Here is a 22,491-nt window from a genome sequence, read left to right on the forward strand (position 1 = left end):
CGTGGCGGCTTCTCCGCCGGCCCGCGGCGCGGGAAAGGGCGGGCGGGTGGGAGAGAGCCCCGCGCGGGGCCGCGCCGGTGGGTGGGACGGCGACCCCGCGCGGGAGCGCTGCGCGGTGGTCCCGCGCGCCAGCGCTACGCCGCGTCGATGAGTTCGTTCATCCGGGCGATCTCGTCGCTCTGGGTGGCGACGATGTCCGCGGCCATGTCGAGCGCGGGCTGGTACGCCCCGCCGGACTGCTCGGTCTCCGCCATCTCGACGGCGCCCTCGTGGTGCTCGATCATCATCCGCAGGAACGCCGCGTCGAACTCGGCGCCGTCGGACTGCTCCAGGCTGGACATGTCGTCCGGCGACATCATCCCGGCCATGTCGTGGCCCGAGTGGTCCTCGTCCTCGGCCGGGACGTCCTCGCCCCAGGCCGTCAGCCACTCCGTGAGCGTCGCGATCTCAGGCGCCTGGGCGGCCTCGATCGCCTCGGCCAACTCGACGACCTCGGGCGACTCGGCGCGGGACGCGGCGAGCTCGGCCATCTCCACGGCCTGGCGGTGGTGCGGGATCATCCCCTGGGCGAACGCCACGTCGGCGTCGTTCCACTCGGCTCCAGGCTCGGACTGCTCGGGCTCCTCGGAGCCCTCCGACGGGGTCTGGCTCTCGGCGCTGTCGTGGCCGCCGGAGTGGCCGGCGTCCGAGTCGCCTTCCTCGGTGCCACAGGCGACGAGGACGGCGGTCGCCGCCAGGCCGGCGGCGGACAGGGCGGCGGCGCGGCGCAGCCGGGCGCGCAGGGGGGAACGGTGTGCGGTCATGGTGGTGCGACTCCTGTACATGTCCCGACAAGGGACGAAGGCATGGAAGGGCATGGCGTGGCGGCGGCCGGCGAGGCCGCCGTGGGTTGCCCCTATATGCGGAGGAGTTGCAGTTCGCTGAGCGAGGGCGGGGCCCGGCCGCCCGGGTCGTGCGCCGGGCCCGGGCCCGGCGCGCCGGCCTGGGTGGCCACGGCGGGGGCGAGCGGGGAGAGCGTGGGCGCCTGCGGCGCGTGGGTGCCGCCGACGGCGGCCGCGGCGCAGGCGGGGTCGGCGTGCTCCGGGTGGCCGCCGGACTCGTGACAGAGCCGCTCGGCCGTGGCCGACAGGCCGTCGTCCGCGGCCATCTCCGACTGGTGCCCGGGGGCCGCGGCGACGGTCACCGAGGGAGCCAGGCCGTGCATCGCCAGCAGGCCGGCGAGCAGGGCGAGCACGGTCAGCGGTCCCGCGGCCCAGCGCGGCACGCGCCATGCCGGGTGGGGGTATCGCTGCCGTGTCACGTGCCCATCCTAGGCCGATGGTCGGCCCGGGCGGGCCCGAGGGCTCGCGTTGCGGGCCGGCGGGGGCGGTCGCACGCTGGTGGGAGAGCCAGGAAGGGAGCCCGCGATGACCCAGCCCCCGGCGGTCGATCGGCCGGTCGTCGGCTCGTACCCGGACTACGAGGGTGCGCAGCGCGCGGTCGACTTCCTCTCCGACAACCACTTCCCGGTGGAGCACACCGCGATCATCGGCAACGACCTGCGGATGGTGGAGACGGTGCTCGGCCGGCTGACGCTGGGCCGGGCGGCGCTGGCCGGGATGGCCACCGGCGCCTGGTTCGGACTGCTGGTCGGCCTGTTCCTGACGGCGTTCAGCGCCAACAACCACCACGTGCTGGTGCTGATCTTCGCCGGCCTGGTCTACGGCCTCGTCTTCGGCGCGATCTGGGGCTTCGCCTCGCACGCCGTCACCAGGGGCCGCCGGGACTTCTCGTCGCGCAGCCAGATCGTGGCGGCGCGCTACGACGTGGTGGCGGACGAGAAGGTGGCGGACGAGGCGAAGAACCTGCTGATCAAGCTGGGCTGGCGGCAGGGCCAGCCGTGAGTCGCGCGCGGGCGGGCGCGTGGGAGGTCACTCGGCGGTCGCCAGGATCTCCGCTATGGCCTTGGCGGCCTCGTCGGCGTCCTCGCCGGTGGCGCGGACCGTGACGGAGGCGCCCGCGGTGGCGCCGAGTCCCATGACGCCGAGCACGCTGGCCGCGTTGACGGTGCGACCCGCGTAGTCGAGCTCGACGGTGCTCTGGAAGCCGGCGGCGGCCTTGGTGAGCTGGCCGGCGGGGCGGGCGTGCAGGTTGGCGGGCAGGATCACGGTGGTCTCGGAGCGTGCCGACATGGCGTGCCTCCTTGGGGGTTGCGGCGAAGGACGAGAGGTCGACCCCGCGGGCGGCGCGAGTACGATGCCGACGGGTGCGCCCATGAACGCCGATGTTAAATACCGGAACGTGATTCAGCAATACTGAACACTTCGCAGCTCAGGGGACGAGGGAGTGGCCATGGTCCAGGCGGTGCAGCGGGCGGTCCAGATCCTGCGGGAGCTGGCCACGGCGGGGCCCCGGCTCGGCGTCACCGAGCTCGCCGACCGCCTCGGCGTCGCCAAGCCCACGGCGCACGCGCTGCTGCGCACGCTGGAGGCCGAGGGCATGGTCACCCAGGACCCGGAGAGCTCCAAGTACCTGCTCGGTCCCGACCTGCTGCTGCTCGGCAACGCCTACCTGGACACCCAGGAGCTGCGGACCCGCTCGCTGACCTGGGCCGACCTGCTCGCCTCGCGGGCCGGCGAGGCGGTGTGGGTGGCGGTGCTCACCGGGGACCACGTGCTGGTGGTGCACCACGCGTTCCGGCCGGCCGGCGCCGTGCAGATCCTGGAGGTGGGCGCCAGCATCCCGTGGAACGCCTGCGCCCTGGGCAAGGCGATGGTGGCCTGGGCCCCGGACGAGGCGCGCGAGCGGCTGCTCGCCGGTCGGCTCGGGGTGCTCACGGGGGCCAGCGTGACCGACCCCGAGGCGCTGCGCGCCCAGCTCGACGCGACCCTGACCACCGGTTACGCCCTGGAGGACCAGGAGTCGGCGCTCGGCGACGCCGGGATCGCGGCCCCCGTGTTCGGGCGCGGCGGCGAGGTGGCCGGGGCGATCGGCGTGGTGGGCCCGGTCGAGCGGCTGCTCGCCGAGCCGGCCAGGCAGGAGCTCGCGGTGGCGGTGCGCGAGACGGCCCGAAACCTCTCGCGTGATCTCGGCGCCCCGCGCGGCGCCGCCCGCCCACCGCGGCGGGGCCGTGACCAGAGCGCGCCACCCACCGTGCCGACCCCCACACCCGCCGCTTGACACCCCCGGAACGCGTGCTTAACTTCCGATCAACGTTCAGCGATGACGAACCCCTTTCCGGGCATCTGGGGAGTCCGGCACCTGGGGAGTTGGGAGACCCCGTGGACACCGATCTCGCACTGTCCTGGGTGCGGGCCGTCGCCGCGGCCATGGCCCAGCACGAGGAGCGGCTCACGCAGCTCGACTCGGCCATCGGCGACGCCGACCACGGCACCAACATGCGGCGTGGCTTCGCCACGGTGGTCACCGCCCTGGACGACCGGCCGCCAGGCTCGGCCGCCGACCTGCTGACCTCCACCGGGCACCTGCTGGTCAGCGGCGTGGGCGGCGCCGCGGGACCGCTGTACGGCAGCGCCTTCCGGGCGCTCGGTCGCGCACTCGCCACCCCGGACGCCGACCTGGCCACCGCCCTCGCCGCGGCGCTGGACGCGGCCCGCGAGCTGGGCGCCGCGGCCCCGGGTGACAAGACCATGATCGACGCCTTCGCGCCCGCCGTCGACGCCTTCGCGCGCCGGACCGCGGCCGGCGACGACCTGCCGGCCGCGGCCGACGCCGCGGCCGAGGCCGCCGAGCGCGGCGCGCGCGACACCATCCCGCTCCAGGCCAGGCGCGGCCGGGCCGCCTATCTGGGCCCGCGCAGCGTCGGCCACCAGGACCCCGGCGCCGCCTCGACCGCCCTGCTCTTCCGCGCCCTGGCGGACGCGGCCGCCCGATCGGAGACCACGCGATGACCGCCCCCACCACGCCGCTGCGCTTCCCTGGACAGGCCGCCGCGCCCGGCATCGGCCTCGGCCGGCTGCTGCGCACCGACCGCCAGGTCGACCTCGACGCCGCCCCGGCCGGCGACCCGGAGTCGCTGGTCGGCGAAGCCCTGGAGGCGGTCGCCGCCCGGCTGTTCGCGCTCGCCGAGACGCTGCGCGGCCAGGGGCGGGCCGAGCAGGCCGACATCATGGGGGTCGGCGGCCAGATCGCCGGCGACCCCGAGCTGCGGGCCGGCGCCGTCGCCCGGGCCGCCGCCGGTCTGCCGCCGGCCAGGGCGATCGACGAGACGGTCACCCAGTACGCCGACGCGATGGCCGCGCTCGACGACCCGGTGCTCGCCGAGCGCGCCGCCGACATCCGGCAGGTGGGCCGCCGCGCCCTGGCCTGGCTGGCCGGCGAGCGCGCGCCGGGGACGGACGTGCCGGGAGAACCGCTGGTGCTCGCGGCCCGGGAGATCGGCGCCGCGGACCTGCTGGAACCGGGCCGCACGGTCGGCGCGGCCGTCACCCTCGCCGGCGGCCCGAACTCGCACGCCGCGATCGTCGCCCGCTCGCTCGGCATCCCGCTGCTGCTGGCCGCGGACCCCGGGCTGCTCGACCTCCCCGACGGCGTCGAGGTGCTGGTCGACGGCGGCACGAACGGCACCCCGGCCGCCACCGCCCACCCGGTCGCCGAGGAGCGGGCCGCCGCGCTGGCCGCACTCGCCACGGCCCGCGAGCGGCGGGCCGCGCTGGCCGCCGGCCGGCACCTGCCGGCGGAGACCACGGACGGCCACCGGATGGTGCTGCGCGCCAACGTGGCCACCGCCGACGACGCGCGGGCCGCGCTGGCCGCCAACGCGGAGGGCGTCGGCCTGCTCCGCACCGAGCTGCCGTTCCTGGACGCCGCCGCCTGGCCGAGCCGGGAGCAGCACGTGGCCGCCGTCGCGCCGGTGCTGCGGGCGCTGGCCGGCCGTCCCGTGGTGGTGCGCACGCTGGACTTCGCCGACGACAAGCTGCCGCCGTTCCTCGCCGCCACCAACCCGGGTGGCCGGATCGGACGCGGGCTGCCGCTGATGCTGGCCGCGCCCGACGCGTTCGCCGACCAGTTCCGGGCACTGCTGGCGGCGGCCGGCACCGCGGGCGCCGACCTGCGGATCATGATCCCGATGGTGGCCTCACCTCAGGAGCTCGCGGCCTGCCGCGCGCTGCTCGACCGGGCCACCGCCGAGCTCGGCGTGGCGGCGCCGCCGCTCGGCGTGATGGTGGAGCTGTCCGAGGCGGTGGCGGCGGTGGACGAGCTGGCCCGCGACGCGGCGTTCCTCTCCATCGGCAGCAACGACCTGACGTGCCAACTGCTGGGCGTGGACCGCAGGGACCCGGCCGCCACCCCGGCGCTCGCCGCCCACCCGACGGTGCTGCGGGCCATCGGCGAGGTGGCGGAGGCCGGGCGCCGGCACGGCCGGCCGGTCTCGGTCTGCGGCGACGCCGCGGCCCACCCGCTGCTCGTCCCGCTGCTGGTCGGCCTCGGCTGCGACGTGCTGTCGGTGGCCCCCGGCGCGCTGGACGCGGTGCGGGCCCGGGTGCGCGGGCTGCGGCACGCCGACTGCGTGGCGCTGGCCGCGGAGGCCCGCGCCCTGGACTCGGTCGAGCAGGTCTGGAAGCTGGTCGAGCGGGCGGCGCCGCCGCTGGACTAGCCACGGGATCCGGTCGCGCTCGACCGGTTCCTGTTCCGCCCCGCGCGCCCCGCGCCCCGGCCGACGATGCCTGACTAGCCCTGGCCGGAGAGCTGCTGCTCGGCCCAGATGGTCTTGCCGCTCGCGGTCTGCCGGGTGCCCCACTGCTGGGTGAGCTGGGCGACCAGCAGCAGGCCGCGGCCGCCCTCGTCGAAGGTGCGGGCCCGGCGCAGGTGCGGGGCGGTGCTGCTGCCGTCGGAGACCTCGATGATCAGCGAGGTCTCGCCGCGCAACAGCCGTAGCTGGATGGGCGGTTCCGCGTGCCGGATGGCGTTGGTGACCAGCTCGCTGACCACCAGCTCGGTGACGAAGGCCGCCTCGGTGAGGTCCCAGGCGACCAGTTGCTCGGCGGCCGCCTTGCGCGCGGTGGCGACCAGCGCGGGCTCGGCGGCCAGGTCGAGCGTCGCCACGTGCCGCGCGTCCAACGCCCTGGTCCTGGCCAGCAGCAGCGCGGCGTCGTCGGTCTGCCGCTCGGGCAGCAACTCGCCCAGGGCGCGGTCGCAGATCTCGTCCAGGCTCCCGGCCGGCTCGGCCAGCGCGTCGTGCAGCAGCCGCTGGCCCTGCTCGATGGCCCGGCCGCGCGGGGTGATGAGGCCGTTGGTGCTGAGCGCGACCAGGCTGCCCTCGGGCAGCACCACCTGGGTGGCCTCGAACGGCAGGCCGCCGACGCCGAGCGGCGGCCCGGGGCTGATGTCGACCGGGATGGCGGTGCCGTCGGGACCCGTGATGACGGGCGGCGGGTGGCCGGCGCTGGCCATGGCGCAGATCCGCGAGACCGGGTCGTAGACGGCGTACAGACAGGTGGCGCCGACCTCGCCGATGGTCGCGGCGGTCGGGTCGGCGGCCTCCTCCTGCTCCGCGAGGTGCGAGACCAGATCGTCCAGGTGGGTGAGCAGCTCGTCGGGCGGCAGGTCGACGTCGGCCAGGGTGCGCACGGCGGTGCGCAGCCGGCCCATGGTGGCCGAGGCGTGCACGCCGTGGCCGACCACGTCCCCGATGACCAGGGCCACCCGGGTGCCGGAGAGCGGCACCACGTCGAACCAGTCGCCGCCGACGCCCATCCGCCCGGCGGCCGGCCGGTAGCGGGAGGCGACGTCCACCGCGATCTGTCCCTGGAGCTGGCGGGGCAGCAGGCTGCGCTGGAGTGCCAGGGCGGTGCCGCGCTCCCGCGCGTAGCGGCGGGCGTTGTCGATGCTGACGGCGGCGCGGGCGCACAGCTCCTCGGCGAGCAGCAGGTCGTCGCCGACGAAGGTGTCGGGGCGGGTGCGCAGCAGCCGGGCGATGCCGAGCACGATGCCGCGGGCGCGCAGCGGGACGGTCATCATGGTGCGGAAGCCGTAGGTCTCGGCGCGGGCGCGACGCTCGGGGTCCTCGCGCAGCCAGCGGCTGAAGTCGGGATCGTCGAGGTCGCTGAGCACGAGGCCGCCGGTGGCCAGGGCGCGGGCGGGCGGCGAGTAGTCCGGGTAGCGGTCGAGCCGGCCGACGGGCAGCGCGGCCTCCGGGACGCCCTCGTGGAGGGAGCGCTGGGCGGCCCGGTGCATGGTGTAGCCGCCACGCTCGGCGGCCATGGTGGGCTCACCGCCGGTGGCGACCTGCGGCAGCAGGTCGACGATCGCGAAGTCGCAGAGGGACGGCACCAGGATGTCGGCGAGCTCCTGGGCGGTGGTGGAGACGTCGAGGGTGCCGCCGATGCGGTCGCCGGCCTCCTTGAGCAGCGTGAGTCGATCCCGGGCGCGGGCCTGCTCCGTGACGTCCACGGAGACGACGAAGACGCCGCGGACGACGCCGGACGCGTCACGGATCGGGGAGACGTTGACGGCCCAGGTGATCGCCTGGGGGTTCTCCGCCGTGCCCGCGGCGACCTCGAAGGCGATCTGCCGGCCGTCACGCCCCACCTCACGCAGTCGTTCCGCGACGTACCGCAGGGCCCGTGCGCCCTGGGAGTCGGGCTGGGCGAAGGGATTGTCCGGGTGCCGGTCCTCGCCGGGGGCGAAGAGACCGTCGAGGGGACGGCCGATCATCTCCTCCTCGGTGAGGCCGAGGTGACGCCGGACCGTGGCGTTGGCCCAGAGGACGTGGCCCTGAGCGTCGTAGATGGCCAGCGACTCGCCCGACTGTTCGTAGGCCAGGGCCAGTATCGCCAGCGGGTCCTCGGCGGGCCGCGCCGCCTTGGTGGCGAGCAGCAGCCAGCGGGGCTCGCCGCCGTCCTGGAGGGGGCTGGCCGCGACCTCGGCCGCCACGGTGTGGCCCGCGCGGTGCCGCAGCCGCAGCGTGCCGCGCCAGCCCTCGGGTCCCGGGGCGGCGGGCGGCGGGGCCTGGCCGAGCAGGGGCCCGGCCGACCGGCCGACGACGTCGCTGGCGGCGTGGCCGAGCAGCCGCTCGGCGCCCGGGCTCCAGGCCCGGATGACGCCGCCGGCGTCCACCACGGCCGAGGCGGTGTCCGCCCCGGGGGCGCCGCCGCCCGGTCCTTCCATCCCGCTCATCCTCACCATCGCGCCGTCAGGAGCAGGCCAGCGAAGGTCGCAAATCCGCTCATATCCAGGAAAACGGTATCGCCAGGCAGGTGAGTTCCGCCATGCACGGCTGCCATCAGCGGGACGCCAGGCGAGGTCCGCCGATGGTACAGCGCACCACGGCGTCCGGCGCCGCCCCGTTTCCTGACGGCGCGGCAGCTCAGCCGGTGGCCAGCAGCCGGCAGGCGTGCTCGACGGCGAGGGCGTAGCCGTGGACGCCGCAGCCGGCGATGACGGCGGTGGCGGCCGCGGAGACGTAGGAGTGGTGGCGGAACGGCTCGCGGCGGTGGATGTTGGAGATGTGCACCTCGATGACGGGCAGCCCGTCGCAGGTGGCCAGGGCGTCGAGCAGCGCGACCGAGGTGTGCGAGTAGGCGGCGGGGTTGATGACGATGGCGGCGTGGCCTGCGCGGGCCTCGTGGATCCAGTCGACGAGCTGGCCCTCGTGGTTGCTCTGCCGGCAGTCGACGGTCGCGCCGTGCCGGGCCGCCGTCTCGGCGCACAGCCGTTCCACATCGGCCAGGGTGTCGGCGCCGTAGATCTCGGGCTGCCGGGTGCCGAGCAGGTTGAGGTTCGGGCCGTTGAGGACCATCAGGGTGGGCGCCTCGGGCGCTGGCGTCACGTGGGTCATGGCCCCCATCATGGCGGCCGGCGCCGCCGCCCGGCCAAACGCGCCCACCGTCCCCGATCACCACGTATCCGGTGAGATCGGTCACGACGCCCGTCCTGGGTTTGGTCGCCGTCGAGGCCGGCTGGAATCCTTGACGATCGTGGAGACGGTGCGGACTGGGACGGCGGAGCGGAGCGGGACGAGTCCGACCGGAGCCACCCTCCCCACCCGGCGTTCCTACGCCATCTGGGCCGTCGGCGTGCTGGCCTACGCGTTCTCCATCATGCAGCGGACCACCCTCGGGGTGTCGGGTCTTGAGGCCGCCGAGCACTTCGCGGTCTCCCCCGCCCAGCTGTCCACCTTCGTCTTCGTGCAGGTCATCGTCTACGTGTCGATGCAGATACCGGCCGGCCTGCTGGTGGACAGGTGGGGCGCGCGGGTGACGGTGTGCCTCAGCGGCACGGTGGCGGCGGCCGGGCAGTTCCTGCTGGCCTTCGCGGGCGACCTGACCACCGCGATCCTGGCCCGGGTGGTCGTCGGCATGGGCGACGGGCTGATGTTCGTGTCGGTGCTCGCGCTGCTGCCACGCTGGTTCCCGGCCCACCGGGTGCCGCTGGTGACCCAGCTGACGACGATCCTGGGGCAGTTGGGGCAGATCCTGTCCGCGCTGCCGTTCCTCGCGCTGCTGCGCGCGGCCGGCTGGTCGACGGCCTTCGGCTCGGCCGCGAGCCTGAGCCTGCTGGGCGCGGTGCTGGCGCTGGCCGTGCTGCGGGACGCTCCGCCCGGGTCGCGGCCGGCGCGCGGGGGCGTGTCGGCGCGGGCGGTCCTCGGGCAGTTGGGCGAGATCTGGCGCCGCCCCGGCACCCGGCTCGGCTTCTTCGGGCACATGGCGACCCAGTTCTCGATGATGGCGTTCTCCCTGCTGTGGGGCGTGCCGTACCTGGTGTCCGCGCAGGGCCTCTCCGCGTCGGCGGCCAGCGGGCTGCTGACCCTGTTCGTGCTGGGCACCATCGCCATCGGGCCGGTGCTCGGGGTGCTGACGACGCGCCACCCGATGCGCCGTTCCTGGTTGCTGCTCGGCGTGCTGGGCTCGACGGTGGCGGTGTGGACGGTGCTGCTCGCGCTGCCGGGCCGGGCGCCGTTCTGGCTGCTCGTGGTGTTGATCGTGGTGCTGTCGGCGGGTGGCCCCGGCTCCGTGGTGGGCTTCGACATCGCCAGGACGACCAACCCGGCGGGCCAGCTCGGCGTGGCGCAGAGCATGGTGAACCTGGGCGGCTTCACCGCCTCGCTCGCGGTGCTGGTGTCGATGGGCGTGGTGCTCGACGCGGCGGGCGGATACACCTTCGACGCCTTCCGGCTGGCGTGGCTGGTGCAGTACCCGTTCTGGGCGCTGTCGCTGACGGGGCTGCTGGTCACCCGGCGCAAGGCCCGCCGGGTGGCGGCCGCCGCGCCGGTCGCCGACTGAGCCGCGCGGGGCCCGTGGGGTCGGGTGACCTCAGTCGGCTTCTTGTGAACGCGTCGGCTTCTTGTGAACGCGGCGACTCCCGTGATCAGATGGGGACTCGACCGTTACCCAACCGAGATCCAGGGAGGCCGCGTTGCCCATCTCGAGCCCCGCTCCCCTCAGCCGCCGGCGTTTCCACCGCGCCGGCGGCGGCCTGCTCGCCGGGGCGACGCTGGCCGGCCCCGTCGCCTTACTCAGCGCGAGCCGGGCGGCGGCCGCCGTGCCCGACTCGCCGCGGTTCCGGTTCGAGGGGGCCGGCGGCAACCCGATCTGGCGCCGGTCGTTGCACGCCAACTGGGTGATGCAGTCGTTCGCTTACGACAACGAGCGGCAGCACGTCTACTTCGTCCAGCACAACTCGACCAACACCGACCCGGCGCGCGTCGGCGACCTCTGGGTGACCAGGACCGACACCTCGGGGAACCAGCTGGGCTCCATGGCGCTGCACGGCTTCGGGCACGGCGTGCAGATCGGCGTCGAGCCCTACCAGGGTGAGGTCTACCTGTGGACGGAGTGGCGCACCAGCCCCAGCGGGTTCGGTACCAGGATCGGCCGGTTCCGCTTCGTCAACGGGGCCACGCTGGCCGCGGACGACCCGTCGATCCAGGACCGCACCCCCACCATCGGGGACGCGATGATCGCGCCACAGCCGGCCGTCGACCCGTGGACCAACCGTTTGCTGGTGCGGTACAAGGTGGCCGAGGACATGCCGCGGCTCGCGGTCTTCAGCCTCGACGACGCGCGGGCCGGGCGGCTCGGCAGGGAGCACCGGCTGGCCGAGCGGGCCCTGCCGTCCCGGGGGGCCTGGGGCGCGAGCAACCCGTTCCAGGGCTTCGCCGGCTGCGGTCGCTACGCGTACCTGCTGGAGGGGGCGGTGGGCGGCGACGCCTGTCTGACCGCCGTCGACATCAACGCCACCGGACAGTCGACCGTGGTGGACCGGTTCGTCACCGACGCGGGACAGTCACTGGCCGGGCGTGAGCCACAGGGCATGGCCGTCTGGATCGCCTCGGGGGCACCCCGGTTGGCCTTCGGCTTCCACTCGAACACCGCGGGCACCCGGCAGGCGACCGTCTTCTACAAGAGCGAGTTCGCCTGATCCCACGTCGGCGCCCGCCGGCATCACCGCAGTTCAGCACGGCACCGCCCCGGTGCTCGCCCCTCGGCCAACGGCCCGGGTGAGCGCCGGGGCGGTCGCGTTCGTGCCGCCGCCGGCAACCTCTTGTTTACGAAAGATTGTAGACAAGAGGCAGTTGACGCTCCTAACGTGCTCCCTCAACAGCCGGCGCGAGGCTGGGCTGGGCCCGCGGCCCTCAGGGCCGTCGTCGAATGGGTGAGTGCTATGCGAAAAGCGCGTGTGACCTGCGGACTGTTGGTACTGGCCCCGGTGCTCGGAGCCTGCGGCATGGGGGGCGCCGGCTCGGCCGACGACGGGGGCGGCGGCGCCGGGGGCGAACGCGCCGTCGTGATCGACGAACCCTTCGGGCCCGCGGCCGGCTGGGCGTTGGAGACCGACGACTCGTTCGTGCTCTCCAAGGTGGGCTGTCTCGAGACGCTGGTGCGGCGCGAGGCGGACGGCTCGATCGAGCCGATGCTGGCCACCTCGTGGGAGCAGGTCGAGCCCACCGCCTGGGAGTTCGACCTCCGCACCGGCGTCAGCTTCCAGAACGGCGAGCCGATGGACGCCGAGGCGGTGGCCGGCGCCCTGACCCACGCCCTCGACGTCACCGCCCCCGCCTCGGTCTTCTCACCGGAGACGGTGACCGGGGTGGCCCCGGTGGACGGGGACACGGTGCGGATCACCACCGTCGAGCCCGACCACCTGATGCCCGAGCGGCTCTCCACCCCCAACACCGGGGTGCTCGCGCCGGGCGCCTACGGCGAGTCGGCCACCGATCCGCAGACCACCTGCACCGGACCCTTCACCATCGTCGAGGAGGTGCCCCAGCAGTCGGTGCGGCTGGAGCGCAACGCCTCCTACTGGGGCGGCGAGGTGCGACTCGACGCCGCCGAGGTGCGGTTCGTCACCGACGCCACGCTGCGGGCCACCCAGATCCAGACCGGCGAGGCCCAGATCTCCCGGAAGATGCCCATCACCAGCGTCACCGCGCTCAGCGAGACGGACGGCGTCACCGTGGAGACCACCGAACTCTCGCGAACCACCCAGCTGGTGCTCAACAACGCCCGCGCGCCCTTCGACGACGAGCGGGTGCGGCGCGCCGTCCAGGCCGCCGTCGACACCGCGGAGATCAGCGACGCGGTCTACCCCGGCGCCTCGCGGCCGGCCGTCGGCCCCTTCGCGCCCGACGAACCGTTCGCGCCCACCGGCGCCGAGCCGGTGACCGCCGACCCCGAGGCGGCGGCCGCGCTCTTCGAGGAGGCCGGCGTCGACCCCGGCTCGCTCGACCTCACCCTGACCGTCTACACCGAGGGCACCGGCTTCGCCGACCTCGCGGCCGTCATCCAGGAGCAACTGCGCTCCACCGGCGTGCCGGTGGAGATCGAGACCGCCGACTACGCCTCCGTCGAACCCAGCCTGCTCGACGGCGACTTCGACCTGGCGCTGCTCTCCCGCAACCACCTGGGCGACATGCCGGACCCGCTGGGCTTCCTGACCGCCGACTACTCCTGCGACGGCGGGTTCAACATCACCCAGCTGTGCGACCCCGAGGTGGACGAGCTGATCACCCGGGCCCGTGGCACGGCCGACCGGGACGCGCGCTACGCGCTCTACGCCCAGCTGGCGGCCGACCTCCAGGAGCGGGCCGTCAACGTCTTCCTGGTGCACGAGACCGAGACCGTGGCCCACTCCGGCGTCACCGGCTTCACGCTGCACCCCTACTACACGCTCACCGCCGACCTGGCGCTCGCCGACGGCTGAGCCGCCCGCCGCACCACCCACGGGAACACACCGCTCAGAGAGGGAGACCGATGATCGACTTCCGCCCCAAGTTCATCAGCTTCGACTGCTACGGCACCCTGACCCACTTCCAGATGTCCGCCGTCACCCGGGGCCTGTACGCCGACCGGATATCCGAGGAGCGGATGGAGGACTTCCTCGACGACTTCGAGGCCTACCGGATCGACGAGGTGCTCGGCGCCTACCAGCCCTACCCCGAGGTCATCACCAACGCCCTCAGGCGGGCCACCGCCCTCTGGAACCTCCCCTACCGGGACTCCGACGCCGAGGCCATCGTGGCGGCGGTGCCCACCTGGGGCCCGCACCCGGACGTGCCGGAGGCGCTGGCGAAGCTGGCCGAGGCGTTCCCGCTGGTGATCCTCTCCAACGCGGCCGACGACCAGATCGGCGGCAACGTGGCCAAGCTCGGCGCCCCCTTCCACGCCGTGCTCACCGCCCAGCAGGCCCGCGCCTACAAGCCGCGCCTCGCCGCCTTCGAGTACATGTTCGCCCAACTCGGGTGCGCGCCGGGCGACCTGCTGCACGTCTCGTCCAGCCTGCGCTACGACCTGATCCCCGCCCACGACCTGCGGATCACCAACAAGGTCTACCTGAACCGGGGTTACGAGCCGAGCACCCCCTACTACGGCTACACCGAGATCACCGCGCTGACCGAACTGCCCGCGCTGCTCGGCCTGTGACGGAGAGGAGGTAAGGACGTGAAGTCCGTTCCCTACTGGCTGGACACCGCGCCGGCCGTGCCCGACCGCACCGGAGTCGCCCTGGACGGGCGGACCGACGTGGCGATCGTGGGCGCCGGCCTCACCGGTCTCTCCGCCGCGATCCACCTGGCCCGCAAGGGCGCCGACGTCACGGTGCTCGAACAGGACACCGTCGGCTTCGGCGCCTCGGGCCGCAACGGCGGCATGTGCACCACGGGTCTTGCCATCGGCTTCCCGACCGCCGTGGCCCGCTACGGCGTCCCCACCGCCAAGGCGCTCTACCTGGCCTACAACGACGCCATCGACACCGTCGAGAAGCTGGTGACCGAGGAGTCCATCGACTGCGACTTCGCCCGCACCGGCAAGCTCAACCTGGCGTGCAAGCCGGCCCACTACGAGCGACTGGCCCGCACCCACGAGGCGCTGGCCGAGATGATCGGTTACCAGACGGAGCTGATCCCCAGGAGCGCGCTGCGCTCCGAGGTCGGCACCGACCACTACCACGGCGGCCTGGCCGACCCGCAGGGCGCGGGGCTGCACGTCGGCAAGTTCGTGCGCGGCCTCGCCGACGCGGCCGAGCGCCTCGGGGTGCGGATCCTGGAGGGCACCCCGGTGACCCGCACCCGGCGGATCGCAGGGCACCGGCACGACGTGGTCACCCCGATCGGCACCGTCCGCGCCGACCAGGTGCTGTTCGCCAGCGGCGCCTACACGGGCTCCTCGTTCCGCTGGCTGCGCAACCGGATCGTTCCGGTCGGCAGCTTCATCGTGGTCACCGAGCCGCTCCCGCAGGAGCTGGTGGACGAGCTGATGCCCACCCGCAGGATGGCCTCCGACACCAAGAACATCCTCTACTACTTCCGCATCACCCCCGACAACCGACTGCTGTTCGGCGGCCGGGCCAGGTTCGCCATGTCTGGCGCGGCCTCCGACCTCAAGAGCGGCAGGATCCTCCGCAAGGGCATGCTCACGGTCTTCCCGCAACTGGCGGGCGTCCGCCTCGACTACTGCTGGGGCGGCCTGGTCGACCTCAGCCTCGACCAGATGGTGCACGCCGGCGAGCACGAGGGGCTCTTCTACTCCGCCTGCTACTCGGGGCACGGCGTCCAGATGGCCACCCACATGGGACGCCAGATGGCCGACGTGCTCGGCGGCGACCCCTCGGCCAACAGCTTCCGCGGCCTCGCTTTCCCGCGCGTGCCGGGACACTTCGGACCGCCGTGGTTCCTGCCGTTCGCGGGCGCCTACTACCGGGCGCTCGACGTCATCCGCTAGCGAGCCCGCCGGCCGACGACGGACGGCCGGAAGGAGGTGCGTCCCATGCTCAGATTCGCCCTCAGACGGGCCACGGTCACCCTGGCCACGCTGCTCGTCGTCTCCCTGCTCGCCTTCCTCATCCCCTACCTCAGCGGTGGCGACCCGGCCCGGGCGGTGCTGCGCTCCCGGGTCTCCGACAACGCCCTCGACCCGGCCGCCGTCGAGGCGCTCAAGGCCGACCTCGGCCTTGACCGGCCGCTGCTGGCCCAGTACGTCAGCTGGCTCGGCCGGGTACTCGGCGGCGACTTCGGCCTCTCGTTCACCAGCCGGGCCCCGGTCGCCGAGCTGCTGGGCGACGCGCTGGGCGTCTCGGTCACCCTGGCCGTGATCGCCCTCTCCACCGCCGTGCTGATCGCGGTGCCGCTCGGCACCCTGGCGGCCACCCGGCACGGCGGCCGCCTCGACCACGGCATCACCCTGCTCACCCAGGGCTTCGTCGCCATCCCCGAGTACTGGCTGGCGCCGGTCCTCGTCCTGGTCTTCTCCCGCTACCTGGGCTGGCTGCCGTCGGCCGGCTGGGAGACCCCGGCCTCGCTGGTGCTGCCCGCCCTCACCCTGACCCTGCGGCCGCTCGCCTACGTGCTGCGGATCACCAGGGCCGCCATGATCGACGTGCTGGCGGCCCCCTACATCACCGCGGCACGCGGCCGGGGCCTCGGCCCGGGCGCCACCCTGCTGCGGCACGGCCTGCGCAACGGGCTGCTGCCGGTGCTGACGCTCTCCTCGGTCTGGTTCGCCGGGCTGCTCGGCGGCTCGGTCGTCATCGAGGTCCTGTTCAACATCCCCGGCATGGGCCAGCTGGTCTACAAGGGGGTCGTCAACCAGGACATCCCGGTGATCCAGGGCGGGCTGCTCTGCGTCGTCGCGCTGGCCATCGCCGTCAGCACCATGGCCGACCTGGTCGGCGAACTGATCAATCCCACCGCGAGGGTCCGTCATGACGCTCACTGAACAGGCCCCGGCCTCCCACCCGTTGGCCCGCGCCCCGGGCCGGCTGACCGGCACGCTGCGCCGGGTCCGCGGCCAGCGCGCGACGGTGCTGGTCGGCGGCGCGGTCTTCGCCGCCGTGGTGCTCGTGCTGCTGCTCACCCCCTGGATCGCCCCCTTCGACCCGGCCGCGCAGGACCTGACCCGGCGGATGGCCGGACCGAGCGCCGACCACTGGCTCGGCACCGACCACCTCGGCCGGGACGTGCTCAGCCGGCTGATGCACGGCGGCCGGTTCTCGGTCACCGTGGCCGCCGTCACCCTGCTGCTCTCGGCGCTGATCGGCACCCTGGTCGGGGCGTTCAGCGCCCGGATCGGCGGCCTGCTCGACGAGGTGCTGATGCGGGTGGTCGACCTGCTGATCGCCATCCCCGACGTGATCGTGGCGCTCTTCCTGATCGCCGTTCTCGGCACCGGGCACTCCACTCTGATCGCGGCGCTCACCGTCGTCGGCTGGACCCCGTTCGCCCGCCTCGCCCGGGGCCTCGCGCTGGAGATCAACGGCCGGGACTTCGTCGAGGCGGCCGAGGCCCTGGGCTGCTCGCGGACCTTCATCGTGGTGCGGCACGTCATCCCCAACGCGCTGCGGCCGGTCACCGCGCTCGGCTTCCTCCGCTTCGGGCACAAGCTGATCACTGTCGGCGGCCTCTCCTTCCTCGGGCTCGGCGTGCAGCCACCGGACTCGGACTGGGGCGCGATGCTGCTCGACGCCCAGCCCTACCTGGAACAGGCGCCGCTGCTGGTCCTGGTGCCCGGGCTCGCGATCTTCGTCACCGCGCTCAGCGTCACCCTCGTCGGGCAGGGGGTGGAGCCACACGCCGACGACCGCGCCTGACCAGCCCGAGGACAGACCCGACGACAGGAACGCCCCGATGACAGAAACGCTGCGATGACAGAAAAGAAGTGCCCGCGATGACCACCTCACCCATCACCCCCATCCCCCGCCGCACCCTCGTCTCGCAGGTCACCGAGCAGCTGAGGGAGGGCATCTACCACGGCGTCTTCCTGCCGGGCAGCCAACTGCACGAGGCCGAACTCGCCGAACGCCTCGGCGTCAGCCGGGGACCGATCCGGGAGAGCCTGCAACGCCTCATCCAGGAGGGGTTGTTGTCCAGCCAGCCGCACCGGGGGGTGTTCGTCCCGGTGCTCAGCGAGGCGGACATCGTCGACGTCTTCTTCGCCCGCGAGGCGGTGGAGGCCGCCGCGTTCCGCCAGGTGATGGCGGCCCCGGCGCCGGCCGGCCTGCTCGACGCGCTGCGCCGGGTGGTCGACGAGATGGCCGACGCCGTCGACACGGACAACTGGCGGGCGCTCGGCGACATCGACGTGCGGTTCCACCGGCTGGTGGTGAACGCAGCCGGCAGCCACCGGCTCAGCCGGATGTTCGACACGCTGATCTCCGAGACCCGGCTCTGCCTCAACATGTACGCCGACCTCGAACCCGCCAGGCTCGACCTGCTCCCGGAGCACCGGGAGCTGGTGGAACTGATCGCCGGCGCCGACCTGGAGACCGCGCTCGCCACCCTGCAACGGCACTTCGCCGAGGCCGTGGTGACGCTGCGGCACCGGCTGCGCCAGTCGCAACGCTCAACTCCCGCCAGCTGAGGACAAGGAGGCCGGAGATGAACCGGCGATCCCGACCGCAACCGAGCACCGCCACCCCGCCACCCGCCGCCGCCCCGGAGGCGACCGACGTCGCGCTCGACATCCGGGGCCTGCGCGTCGCGTTCGGCGACGCCACCGTCGTCGAGGGCCTGGACCTGACCGTCAGGCGCGGCGAGATCCTCGCGCTGGTCGGCGAGTCGGGCTCGGGCAAGAGCGTCACGGCCCGCGCCGCCATGGGCCTGCTGCCGTCGGGCGCCCGGATCACCGGCGGCTCCGTGACGCTGGACGGCGAGGACCTGGTGGGCCTCGCCCCGCGCCGGATGGACCGGATCAGGGGCAGCCGGGTGGCCATGCTCTTCCAGCAGCCGCGCGCCATGCTCGACCCCACCGCCACCGTCCGCGACCAGGTCGCCGAGCCGCTGTGGCTGCACCGTGGCCTCAGCCGCCGGGAGGCCAGGCGGCGGGTGCCCGGGCTGCTGCGCGACGTGGGCATCCCGGAGCCGGAGCGCCGGGCCAGGGCCTACGCCCACCAGCTGTCCGGCGGCATGGCGCAGCGGGTGATGATCGCCGCCGCGCTGGCCGGCGACCCCGGGCTGCTGATCGCCGACGAACCGACCACCGCGCTCGACGTCACCGTGCAGGCCCAGATCCTGCGGCTGCTGAAGCGCCGGCAGCGGGAGTCCGGCATGTCGGTGCTGCTGATCACCCACGACCTGGGGATCGTCGCCACCACCGCCGACCGGGTGGCCGTGATGTACGCCGGCCGGATCGTCGAGGACGGGCCGGTCGCCGAGCTCTTCGACTCCCCCCGACACCCCTACACCCAGGCGCTGTTGCGGGCCTCGCTGCTGCGCCGGGAGGCGGACCGGCTCTACACCATCCCGGGCAGCGCGGCCCGGGCCCGCGAGCTGCGTCGAGGGTGCAGGTTCCGGCCGCGCTGTCCGGTGGCGGACGGCACGGACGTGGCGGGCTCCTGCGAGAACGAGGAGCCGACGCTGAGCAGTTGCGGCTCCGGACACCGCTGCCGCTGCTGGGCGCGGCCGGCCGAGGCGGTGGGCGGGTGAACGCGCCGCTGCTGAGCGTGGAGGGACTGGTCAAGCACTTCCCGGTGGGCGCCCGCTCGTTGACCGGGCGGCGTAGCGCCGTGCACTCGGTCGACGGCGTGTCGTTCGCCGTCGAGCCCGGCGAGGTGCTCGGCCTGGTCGGCGAGTCGGGCTGCGGCAAGACCACCCTCGCCAGGGCGGTGCTCGGCCTGGTGCGCGCCGACCGGGGACGGGTGGTGTTCGACGGCGCCGACATCGCCGGGCGCGGCCGGGCGGGCCGGCGGGCGTTGCGCCGGGAGATGCAGCTGGTCTTCCAGGACCCGCACGCCGCGCTCGACCCCAGGATGCGGCTCGGCACCAGCCTGGAGGCGCCGCTCGCGCAGCACGGCGTCGGCGACCGGGCCGAGCGGCGCGCCCGGATCGCCGCCGTCCTCGAACAGGTCGGTCTCGACGAGTCGTTCCTCGGCCGGCGGCCGGCCGAGTGCTCCGGCGGCCAGCTGCAACGCGTCGTGGTGGCACGGGCGTTGCTGCTGCGGCCGCGCTTCCTGGTCTGCGACGAGCCGACCTCGGCGCTGGACGCCTCGATCCGCGCGCAGATCCTCAACCTGCTGATGGAGCTCAAGGAGAGGCTCGGCCTCACCCTGCTGATCATCTCCCACGACCTGCGGGTGGTCCGGCACGTCTGCGACCGGGTGGCCGTGATGTACCTCGGCCAGCTCGTCGAGGTCGCGGCGCGCGACGACCTCTTCGAGCGGCCCGCGCACCCCTACACCAGGGCGCTGCTCGCCGCCTCACTGCCCGAACGCCCAGCGGCGGACGCGGAGTTCGGCGCCCTGCGCGGCGAGCCACCGAGCCCGCTCGACCCGCCGCCGGGATGCCGGTTCCGGCTCCGCTGCGACCTGGCCGGAGACCGCTGCGCCACCGAGGCGCCGCCGCCGCTGGCGGCCGGCGGCGCGGGGCACACCGTCTCCTGCCACTACTGGGACTCCCGGCCGGCCGGCCCGTCGTCGCCCGGCGCCGGAACACACGCGAGAGAGGCACCCGATGCACACCACGACCGATGAGCAGCCGGCCGCGACCAGGCCGGGCGCACGGCCCTGGCTCCCGCCCGCCGGGGCGTTCTGGGCCGGCCGGTGGCGGGACGGCGCCGAGGCGTTCGCCGTCCACGACCCGGAGGACGGCCGCCGCCTCGGCGAGGTCGCGGACGTCACCCCGGCCGAGGTGGACGCCGCCGTCCGGTCGGTGGCGGCGGCCGTGTGGGGCGGCGCGCCCTGGCCCGCCTGGCGGCGGCGCGAGGCGCTGCACCGGGCCGCCGAGCTGTTGGGTGAGCGCCGGGCCGAGTTGGTCGGGCTGATCTCGGGCGAGGGCTGCAAGACCGTGCGGGAGGCGACGGCCGAGGTGGCGCGGGCCGCCGAGACGCTGCGTCTTTCGGCCGAGTGCACCGGCCGGCTCACCGGCGAGACCCTGCCGTTCGACGACACGGCGCGCGGCGCGGGCCGGCTCGGCTGGTACACACGTGAGCCGGTCGGCGTGGTGGCGGCGATCACGCCGTTCAACGACCCGCTCAACCTGGTGGCGCACAAGCTGGGTCCGGCGCTGGCCGGCGGCAACGGGGTGGTGCTCAAGCCGGCCGAGGCGACGCCGCTCACCGCGCTCGCCTTCGCCGCCGCGCTGCTCGACGCCGGCGTGCCGGCCGGCCGTCTCGCGGTGCTGCCCGGCGCCGGCGCGCGGGCGGGGCGGGCGCTGGTGGGGCATCCGCTGGTGGACCTGGTGTCGTTCACCGGCGGGCACCGCACCGGTGCGGCCGTCGCCAGGGCGGCGGGGGCGAAGAAGACGCTGATGGAGCTGGGCGGCAACAACTGTGTGCTGGTGCTGGCCGACGCGGATCCGGCGCGCGCGGCCCGGGCCGTGGTCGAGGGCGCGTTCGGGGTGGCCGGGCAGAACTGCCTCTCGGTGCAGCGGGCGTTGGTGGCGGCCGAGTCGTTCGACGACTTCCTCGCCGAGACGCTGGCGGCGACCGGGCGGCTGCGGGTGGGCTCCAAGCGCGACCCGCTCACCGACGTGGGCCCGCTGGTCTCGGCCCGGGAGGCGGCCCGGGTGGGCACGTGGGTGGCCGAGGCGGTGGCCGGCGGCGCCCGGGTGCGCGCGGGCGGCCGGCGGGAGGGCGCGTTCCACTGGCCGACGGTGCTCACCGACGTCCCGGCCGGGGCCCGGCTCACAGCCGAGGAGGTGTTCGGCCCGGTGCTGACGGTCGGCGCGTTCGGCGACCTGGATGAGGCGGTGGCGCTGGCCAACGCCACCGACTTCGGCCTCCAGGCCGGCGTGTTCACCGCCGGGATCGACGCGGCGCTCACGGTGGCCGAACGGCTGCGGGTGGGCGCGGTGATGATCAATGACAGCAGCGACTTCCGGATCGACGCGATGCCGTTCGGCGGGCCGAAACGCTCGGGCGTCGGCCGGGAGGGGGTGCGGTACGCGGTGGAGGCCATGACGGAGCCCAAGATCGTGGCGATTCGGCGCGGTTGATTTTCGGCCGTGCTGCGGGACCCGCGGCCGTGGGCCGACCCCCGCGCTGTAAGCTGTCAACAATCCGAATGACAGCTAGGGGAATCGTGACCGAAGTGATTGAGGGACTCGTCCCGATCACGCGCCGCACCACCTCGAGTCTCATCGTGGACCAGCTCAGGGAACGCATCGTGGACGGCACGTTCCCGCCGGGCAGCCAGATGGCCGAGGCCCAACTGGCGGCGACCTTCGGGATCAGCAGGGGCCCGGTGCGCGAGGCCCTCCAGCGCCTGGTGCAGGAGGGGCTGCTGGTCAACATCAAGAACCGCGGCGTCTTCGTCATCGAGCTCGGCCCCGGCGATCTGGCCGACGTCTGTCTCTCCCGGCGGTTGATCGAGCGCAAGGCCGCGTCGCTGCTGTGGAAGAGCAAGGACGAGCGCCACCTGTCCCGCCTGGCGGCGGCCGCCGGTGAGCTCGCGGCGGCCGAGGGCGAGAGCTGGGCCAGGATCGTGGAGCTGGACCTCGCCTTCCACGAGATCCTGGTGGCGTCCGCGGAAAGCCCGCGGCTCTCCCGGATGTTCGCCACCCTCGCCGCCGAGACCCGCATCGGGCTGGCGACCAGGCCGGGCGCCGGGCGGCGGCCGACGGAGCTGGCCGCCGAGCACCGCACGCTCGTCGAGCTCCTGCGGGACGGCACCGAGCGCCGACTGCTGGCCGCGGTCGACGCCCATCTCGACGCCACGCTGCGGCAGTTGACCGACGCGTAGGGCGCGGTCGCGCCGAGGGGCAGCCGGCCGGGCCTCAGGACGGTTGGGACGTGACCGGCTCGGCCGCCGCCTCGGGCGCGGCGGCGCCGAGCACCGCCCGCAGCACCGTGTGGATCGCCGGGTCGGCCACCGTGTAGTACATGAACGTGCCCTGTCGGCGCGCCCGGACGGCGCCCGAGAGGCGCAGCTTGGACAGGTGCTGGCTGACCGCCGCCGGGTTGGCGCCGACGATCTCCGCCAGGCAGGCCACGTTCGTCTCGCCCTGGGAGAGCGCGTACAGCAGCCGGAGCCGGGTGGGGTCGCTGAGGATCCGCAGCAACTCGGTCGCCTGGTCGACGACCTCGGGCTCCGGTACGTGAAACCCCTCGATACCCGCGTGCATGG

22 protein-coding genes are annotated in these 22,491 nt (G+C 74.3%); 16 read left to right on the forward strand and 6 right to left on the reverse strand.

The genetic code is table 11. The annotated features are described in order from the left end of the window. Window positions 1-134 precede the first annotated feature (134 nt). A complete protein-coding gene (locus ACFWI8_RS07755; protein ID WP_387087043.1) occupies window positions 135-803 on the reverse strand; it encodes a DUF305 domain-containing protein in 669 nt (222 codons plus the stop codon). Window positions 804-895: 92 nt separating this feature from the next. After that, on the reverse strand, window positions 896-1,300 hold the full coding sequence (locus ACFWI8_RS07760) for a DUF6153 family protein (RefSeq protein WP_387087045.1): 405 nt from the start codon (window positions 1,298-1,300) through the stop codon (window positions 896-898). 106 nt (window positions 1,301-1,406) lie between these two features. Here ACFWI8_RS07760 and ACFWI8_RS07765 point away from each other — a divergent pair, with 106 nt between their 5' ends. Beyond that, window positions 1,407-1,883: a general stress protein gene (locus tag ACFWI8_RS07765; RefSeq protein ID WP_387087047.1), complete on the forward strand. Its 477-nt coding sequence runs from the start codon at window positions 1,407-1,409 to the stop codon at window positions 1,881-1,883. A 27-nt stretch (window positions 1,884-1,910) separates the two neighbouring features. Here the strand turns inward: ACFWI8_RS07765 and ACFWI8_RS07770 are convergent, their stop codons facing one another. Next, window positions 1,911-2,171, reverse strand: coding sequence for an HPr family phosphocarrier protein (locus ACFWI8_RS07770; protein ID WP_387087049.1), 261 nt, complete (start codon window positions 2,169-2,171; stop codon window positions 1,911-1,913). A gap of 160 nt (window positions 2,172-2,331) precedes the next feature. Between ACFWI8_RS07770 and ACFWI8_RS07775 the strand changes: the two genes are divergently transcribed. The 3 genes from ACFWI8_RS07775 (at window position 2,332) to ACFWI8_RS07785 (ending at window position 5,596) form a co-directional block, all read left to right on the forward strand. Continuing rightward, window positions 2,332-3,159, forward strand: coding sequence for an IclR family transcriptional regulator (locus tag ACFWI8_RS07775; RefSeq protein WP_387087051.1), 828 nt, complete (start codon window positions 2,332-2,334; stop codon window positions 3,157-3,159). Between the two features lie 101 nt (window positions 3,160-3,260). Next, window positions 3,261-3,890, forward strand: a complete 630-nt coding sequence (gene dhaL, locus ACFWI8_RS07780; protein WP_387087053.1) for a dihydroxyacetone kinase subunit DhaL — start codon at window positions 3,261-3,263, stop codon at window positions 3,888-3,890. Then, complete coding sequence (locus ACFWI8_RS07785) at window positions 3,887-5,596, forward strand: putative PEP-binding protein (protein ID WP_387087055.1); 1,710 nt, start codon at window positions 3,887-3,889, stop codon at window positions 5,594-5,596. The genes dhaL and ACFWI8_RS07785 overlap by 4 nt, the downstream gene beginning before the upstream one ends. Window positions 5,597-5,670: 74 nt before the next feature. Here the strand turns inward: ACFWI8_RS07785 and ACFWI8_RS07790 are convergent, their stop codons facing one another. Further along, complete coding sequence (locus ACFWI8_RS07790; RefSeq protein WP_387087057.1) at window positions 5,671-8,109, reverse strand: SpoIIE family protein phosphatase; 2,439 nt, start codon at window positions 8,107-8,109, stop codon at window positions 5,671-5,673. 199 nt (window positions 8,110-8,308) lie between these two features. Then, complete coding sequence (aroQ, locus tag ACFWI8_RS07795) at window positions 8,309-8,779, reverse strand: type II 3-dehydroquinate dehydratase (RefSeq protein WP_387087059.1); 471 nt, start codon at window positions 8,777-8,779, stop codon at window positions 8,309-8,311. Window positions 8,780-8,927: 148 nt separating this feature from the next. Between aroQ and ACFWI8_RS07800 the strand changes: the two genes are divergently transcribed. The 12 genes from ACFWI8_RS07800 to ACFWI8_RS07855 all read left to right on the forward strand — a co-directional run bounded on the left by ACFWI8_RS07800 (window position 8,928) and on the right by ACFWI8_RS07855 (window position 22,107). Next, window positions 8,928-10,223 carry a nitrate/nitrite transporter gene (locus tag ACFWI8_RS07800; RefSeq protein WP_387087061.1) on the forward strand — a complete coding sequence of 432 codons (1,296 nt, stop codon included), beginning with the start codon at window positions 8,928-8,930 and terminating at the stop codon, window positions 10,221-10,223. A gap of 133 nt (window positions 10,224-10,356) precedes the next feature. Continuing rightward, entirely contained in the window at window positions 10,357-11,361 is a 1,005-nt protein-coding gene (locus ACFWI8_RS07805; protein ID WP_387087063.1) for a hypothetical protein, read from the forward strand. 243 nt (window positions 11,362-11,604) lie between these two features. Then, window positions 11,605-13,143 (forward strand): ABC transporter substrate-binding protein, encoded by a 1,539-nt coding sequence (locus tag ACFWI8_RS07810; protein ID WP_387087065.1) that lies wholly within the window; start codon window positions 11,605-11,607, stop codon window positions 13,141-13,143. A 50-nt stretch (window positions 13,144-13,193) separates the two neighbouring features. Further along, window positions 13,194-13,862, forward strand: coding sequence for a haloacid dehalogenase type II (locus ACFWI8_RS07815; RefSeq protein ID WP_387087067.1), 669 nt, complete (start codon window positions 13,194-13,196; stop codon window positions 13,860-13,862). 18 nt (window positions 13,863-13,880) lie between these two features. Further along, on the forward strand, window positions 13,881-15,158 hold the full coding sequence (locus ACFWI8_RS07820; protein ID WP_387087069.1) for an NAD(P)/FAD-dependent oxidoreductase: 1,278 nt from the start codon (window positions 13,881-13,883) through the stop codon (window positions 15,156-15,158). Window positions 15,159-15,203: 45 nt separating this feature from the next. After that, window positions 15,204-16,151 carry an ABC transporter permease gene (locus ACFWI8_RS07825; RefSeq protein ID WP_387087071.1) on the forward strand — a complete coding sequence of 316 codons (948 nt, stop codon included), beginning with the start codon at window positions 15,204-15,206 and terminating at the stop codon, window positions 16,149-16,151. Beyond that, window positions 16,138-17,022, forward strand: coding sequence for an ABC transporter permease (locus ACFWI8_RS07830; RefSeq protein ID WP_387087073.1), 885 nt, complete (start codon window positions 16,138-16,140; stop codon window positions 17,020-17,022). The genes ACFWI8_RS07825 and ACFWI8_RS07830 overlap by 14 nt, the downstream gene beginning before the upstream one ends. Window positions 17,023-17,099: 77 nt before the next feature. Further along, window positions 17,100-17,792, forward strand: coding sequence for a GntR family transcriptional regulator (locus ACFWI8_RS07835; RefSeq protein ID WP_387087075.1), 693 nt, complete (start codon window positions 17,100-17,102; stop codon window positions 17,790-17,792). Window positions 17,793-17,809: 17 nt separating this feature from the next. Then, a complete protein-coding gene (locus ACFWI8_RS07840; RefSeq protein ID WP_387087077.1) occupies window positions 17,810-18,856 on the forward strand; it encodes an ABC transporter ATP-binding protein in 1,047 nt (348 codons plus the stop codon). After that, window positions 18,796-19,899 carry an oligopeptide/dipeptide ABC transporter ATP-binding protein gene (locus ACFWI8_RS07845; RefSeq protein ID WP_387087079.1) on the forward strand — a complete coding sequence of 368 codons (1,104 nt, stop codon included), beginning with the start codon at window positions 18,796-18,798 and terminating at the stop codon, window positions 19,897-19,899. The genes ACFWI8_RS07840 and ACFWI8_RS07845 overlap by 61 nt, the downstream gene beginning before the upstream one ends. Then, window positions 19,880-21,361, forward strand: a complete 1,482-nt coding sequence (locus tag ACFWI8_RS07850) for an aldehyde dehydrogenase family protein (protein ID WP_387087081.1) — start codon at window positions 19,880-19,882, stop codon at window positions 21,359-21,361. The genes ACFWI8_RS07845 and ACFWI8_RS07850 overlap by 20 nt, the downstream gene beginning before the upstream one ends. An 86-nt stretch (window positions 21,362-21,447) precedes the next feature. Then, window positions 21,448-22,107, forward strand: coding sequence for a GntR family transcriptional regulator (locus ACFWI8_RS07855; RefSeq protein ID WP_387087083.1), 660 nt, complete (start codon window positions 21,448-21,450; stop codon window positions 22,105-22,107). Between the two features lie 34 nt (window positions 22,108-22,141). Here the strand turns inward: ACFWI8_RS07855 and ACFWI8_RS07860 are convergent, their stop codons facing one another. Next, window positions 22,142-22,489 carry an ArsR/SmtB family transcription factor gene (locus ACFWI8_RS07860; protein ID WP_387087085.1) on the reverse strand — a complete coding sequence of 116 codons (348 nt, stop codon included), beginning with the start codon at window positions 22,487-22,489 and terminating at the stop codon, window positions 22,142-22,144. Window positions 22,490-22,491: the final 2 nt, after the last annotated feature.

This window comes from Streptomyces sp. NPDC127098 (assembly GCF_042722465.1).
GTDB lineage: Bacteria > Actinomycetota > Actinomycetes > Streptomycetales > Streptomycetaceae > Streptomyces > Streptomyces millisiae.

Excerpts from the sequence above, each read along its gene's own strand:
- ACFWI8_RS07755 (WP_387087043.1), bottom strand. The coding sequence starts at position 803 with ATGACCGCACACCGTTCCCCCCTGCGCGCCCGGCTGCGCCGCGCCGCC.
- ACFWI8_RS07765 (WP_387087047.1), top strand. The coding sequence starts at position 1,407 with ATGACCCAGCCCCCGGCGGTCGATCGGCCGGTCGTCGGCTCGTACCCG.
- ACFWI8_RS07770 (WP_387087049.1), bottom strand. The coding sequence starts at position 2,171 with ATGTCGGCACGCTCCGAGACCACCGTGATCCTGCCCGCCAACCTGCAC.
- ACFWI8_RS07775 (WP_387087051.1), top strand. The coding sequence starts at position 2,332 with ATGGTCCAGGCGGTGCAGCGGGCGGTCCAGATCCTGCGGGAGCTGGCC.
- ACFWI8_RS07785 (WP_387087055.1), top strand. The coding sequence starts at position 3,887 with ATGACCGCCCCCACCACGCCGCTGCGCTTCCCTGGACAGGCCGCCGCG.
- ACFWI8_RS07790 (WP_387087057.1), bottom strand. The coding sequence starts at position 8,109 with ATGGAAGGACCGGGCGGCGGCGCCCCCGGGGCGGACACCGCCTCGGCC.
- aroQ (WP_387087059.1), bottom strand. The coding sequence starts at position 8,779 with ATGACCCACGTGACGCCAGCGCCCGAGGCGCCCACCCTGATGGTCCTC.
- ACFWI8_RS07810 (WP_387087065.1), top strand. The coding sequence starts at position 11,605 with ATGCGAAAAGCGCGTGTGACCTGCGGACTGTTGGTACTGGCCCCGGTG.
- ACFWI8_RS07815 (WP_387087067.1), top strand. The coding sequence starts at position 13,194 with ATGATCGACTTCCGCCCCAAGTTCATCAGCTTCGACTGCTACGGCACC.
- ACFWI8_RS07825 (WP_387087071.1), top strand. The coding sequence starts at position 15,204 with ATGCTCAGATTCGCCCTCAGACGGGCCACGGTCACCCTGGCCACGCTG.
- ACFWI8_RS07830 (WP_387087073.1), top strand. The coding sequence starts at position 16,138 with ATGACGCTCACTGAACAGGCCCCGGCCTCCCACCCGTTGGCCCGCGCC.
- ACFWI8_RS07835 (WP_387087075.1), top strand. The coding sequence starts at position 17,100 with ATGACCACCTCACCCATCACCCCCATCCCCCGCCGCACCCTCGTCTCG.
- ACFWI8_RS07840 (WP_387087077.1), top strand. The coding sequence starts at position 17,810 with ATGAACCGGCGATCCCGACCGCAACCGAGCACCGCCACCCCGCCACCC.
- ACFWI8_RS07850 (WP_387087081.1), top strand. The coding sequence starts at position 19,880 with ATGCACACCACGACCGATGAGCAGCCGGCCGCGACCAGGCCGGGCGCA.
- ACFWI8_RS07860 (WP_387087085.1), bottom strand. The coding sequence starts at position 22,489 with ATGCACGCGGGTATCGAGGGGTTTCACGTACCGGAGCCCGAGGTCGTC.